The following is a 2,998-nucleotide window of genomic DNA, read 5'->3' as shown; positions in this document are numbered from 1 at the left end:
CTGTGACCGGCCGGCCCGTCAATCCACACGCGAGCAGGGGTGCTCACGTCGACAACGCAGGCCGAGGACAGTGGTGAGTTCGTCGTCGTGACGGTCGCGTTGGAAGCGTTGTGCTGTGTGCGCCGCGCCGAAGGCGAGGCTGCGCCTTAGATCCTCGTCCGATTCGAGCGTCATCAGGTTGGCTGCGAGTGCGTGAGCGTCGCCGGCTGGGCTGAGGAGTCCGTTGACTCCGGGGTTGATGATCTCGGGGGTGCCGCCGGTGTCGGTGCCGCACACGGGCAGCCCGGCTCTCATGGCCTCCACGGTGACGCGGCCGAACGCCTCGCAGTGGCTGCACATCAGGCCGACGTGGGCGGCCGACCAGTAGCGTCCGACGTCGCGGGTGGGTCCGTCGATGTGCACCAGGTCCTCGACGCCCAGGCGTCGGGCAAGATTGCGAAGCGGCTTTTTGCTGCCTTTACCCACCAACGTCAGCTCGATGTCGACGCCGGCTTTCCGGGCCAGCGCAACAGCCTCGACTGCCAGGCGTTGTCCCTTGGCTTGGGAGAAGTAACCGACCAGCACCACGCGCAGGGGCTCGCCGGGATGCCGCAGCGGCGGCGCGGCAAGGGGCGTGTCGACAACCGGGTAGACCACGTGCGTCGTCATCGTCGGATCTACCGCGAGAAGGGCATTCTGGACGGCGTGTGAATTGCAGATCGCCGATTCCGACAGCTTGCCGATCAGGCGGATGGTCCTGTGGTAGCCGAACAGGAACCACAGCCGATGGTCGTCTCTTCCGAACTCGCGGATCATCCAGTAGTGCGGGATGCCGAGCAGTTTGGCAGCGATCGCGTGGGCAGGAATGGTCATGGTGTTGGTGAGCACCAGCGTCGGACGCAGCCGAACAAGGAGCAACACCGCGCGTACGATCCCTGCCAGGAAAAGCACAAGGTAGGGGACCGTGCCGATCAACGCCTCGATACGTGGCGCGCGCAGCCGTTCGAGGAAAGCCCAGCCCGGTAGGAAAGTGGCTTTGGTTGCGATACCGTGCCGAGCGCACTCTACCCCCAGGTTTCCCTTCCAGGGGCAGACCGCGACCACCTCCAGGTCGGGCCGCTTTTCCCGGATCGCCACGACCGTGTCACGAAAATCGAGCGCGCCTCCTCCGCCGAAACTACCCACGTTCGAGATCGCCATCACCCGGGGGACTGGGTTCGCTTTGCGTGAAGTCGCGAACGCGCGAAGCCGGGTTCCCATGCGGCGCAGGGTCTCAGCGGCAACCATTGCCAGAGTGTACGTCGGCGCGATTCGCACCGGGCTGCGCATTCGCCGATTGAGCAATCCGCGGATGTCCGTTTTGTCATAAGACAGTTCAACTATCATTATCTCGCATCGCCCGGACTGACCGTGGGGGGCAACTGCTAGCATCCCGTGCGTGTCTGACAACGCCTCGGTGCGGATCGGCGTTTTGGGAGCGGCGCGTATTGCATCGGCTGCGCTCATCAAACCCGCTCAGGCAAACAGCGAAGTGGTGGTGGCCGCAGTGGCGGCGCGCGATGTGTCCCGTGCTCAGGCCTTTGCCGCCAAACACGGCATCGGCCGTGTGCACGACAGTTACGAGGCGCTGCTCGCCGATCCGGACGTGGATGCGGTCTACAACCCGCTCCCAATCAGCCTGCACGGCAAGTGGACTCGCGCTGCGCTGGACGCCGGTAAGCACGTGCTGTGCGAAAAGCCGCTCACCGCCAATGCCGCGGAAGCCCGCGAGGTCGCCGCGGTGGCCGCCAAGTCGGGCCGGGTGGTGATGGAGGCTTTCCATTATCGCTACCATCCCTGCGCTGTGCGCGTTGACGAGATCCTTGCCTCGGGGGAGTTGGGCGAGCTTGAGCGGGTGGAGGCGCAGTGGTGTTTTTGGATGCCTCAGGCGTCGCACAACCGCTACAACTATTCGATGGGTGGTGGCGCGCTGATGGACCTCGGTTGTTATGCGGTCGACATGGTGCGCAGGTTTGGCGGTTCGACTCCGGAAGTTGTTTCGGCACAGGCGAAACTGCGTGGTCCGCAGGTGGACAGGGTCATGACGGCCGAATTGCGGTTTGCCGGCGGAAGCACCGGACGGATTCACTGCTCGATGTGGTCGACCGATTTACCGCGATTGACGGTAAGGGCGGTGGGCGACCGTGGCGAGTTGCGGCTGCATCCGCTGATACCCTTCCAGCGGTTTTCGGTCCGGTCAGGCCGGGGTAAGCGAGTGGAGAACTTCACGGCAGGGCGCTCCACCTACGCGTATCAGCTCGATGCTTTCGCCGCGGCTGTACTGCGCGGTGAGACGGTGAAGACGTCGCCGGACGAAGCGGTCGAGAACATGTCCGTCATCGACGCCATGTATGGCGCTGCCGGACTTCGGCTTCGTCAGCCCAGTTGAACCGATAATCCGTTGGGCCAGTGAGGTTTAAGCACGTCCGTGCGTGTCGATGAGCCGAGCGATTGATGCCCAGTCGTTCGGAAATCGGTTGAGCATCTCGTCTTTCCGTCCGTCGAGCGCCGAGATGTGCAGCGCCAGGAATTCATCAATGATCTCGTGCTGACGCTCTGCGAGGACGCCGGAATGCGGGTCCAGGTTTTGCACGATCGCGAGCCCTGTCGGTTGGGCCGCGATCACGTTGACCGACAGATCGGGCCGGTACTTTTTCAAGATCAAAATCAGGCGCCAGATATCCCCGCTCCAGAACCACGAAGCCCGTTCACGGGCGGCGCTCATCGCATCAATGGGGTATACGTCGTGGATCAGAATGACGGAGTCCGGAGAGCAGTACTTTTCCACGTTGATGAAATCCCGCAGGGCAAACTCCATGTGGTGCATGCCGTCGATGAAGGCGAGGTCCAACGTCTTGCCGCCCAGCTCGGAGGAGACATCATGCTGCGCAAAAAAATCGTCACTGGTCTGCGCAAAAACCCGCTGACGGGGTCCCAAAGGCTTCCGTAGGCGCGGGTTCGGATCGACTCCCAACGCTAG

At 63.2% G+C, this 2,998-nt stretch carries 3 protein-coding genes; 1 reads left to right on the top strand and 2 read right to left on the bottom strand.

All coding sequences use genetic code 11. The features are described 5' to 3' along the window. Positions 1–18: 18 nt before the first annotated feature. Positions 19–1,308 carry a glycosyltransferase family 4 protein gene (locus tag AC2VOK_RS00410; protein ID WP_428898708.1) on the bottom strand — a complete coding sequence of 430 codons (1,290 nt, stop codon included), beginning with the start codon at positions 1,306–1,308 and terminating at the stop codon, positions 19–21. Between the two features lie 109 nt (positions 1,309–1,417). Here AC2VOK_RS00410 and AC2VOK_RS00405 point away from each other — a divergent pair, with 109 nt between their 5' ends. Further along, positions 1,418–2,407, top strand: coding sequence for a Gfo/Idh/MocA family protein (locus tag AC2VOK_RS00405; RefSeq protein WP_428898707.1), 990 nt, complete (start codon positions 1,418–1,420; stop codon positions 2,405–2,407). A gap of 27 nt (positions 2,408–2,434) precedes the next feature. Here the strand turns inward: AC2VOK_RS00405 and AC2VOK_RS00400 are convergent. Beyond that, a partial coding sequence (locus tag AC2VOK_RS00400) for a class I SAM-dependent methyltransferase (protein WP_428898706.1) occupies positions 2,435–2,998 on the bottom strand: 564 nt, incomplete at its 5' end.

This window comes from Mycobacterium sp. TH-M116, assembly GCF_057473685.1.
Note: the sequence above shows the minus strand (reverse complement) of the source record. Positions and strands in the feature narration are given on the sequence as shown.

What these genes read in the sequence shown, in the direction of transcription:
- AC2VOK_RS00410 (WP_428898708.1), bottom strand. Translation starts at nt 1,308, where the DNA reads ATGCGCAGCCCGGTGCGAATCGCGCCGACGTACACTCTGGCAATGGTT.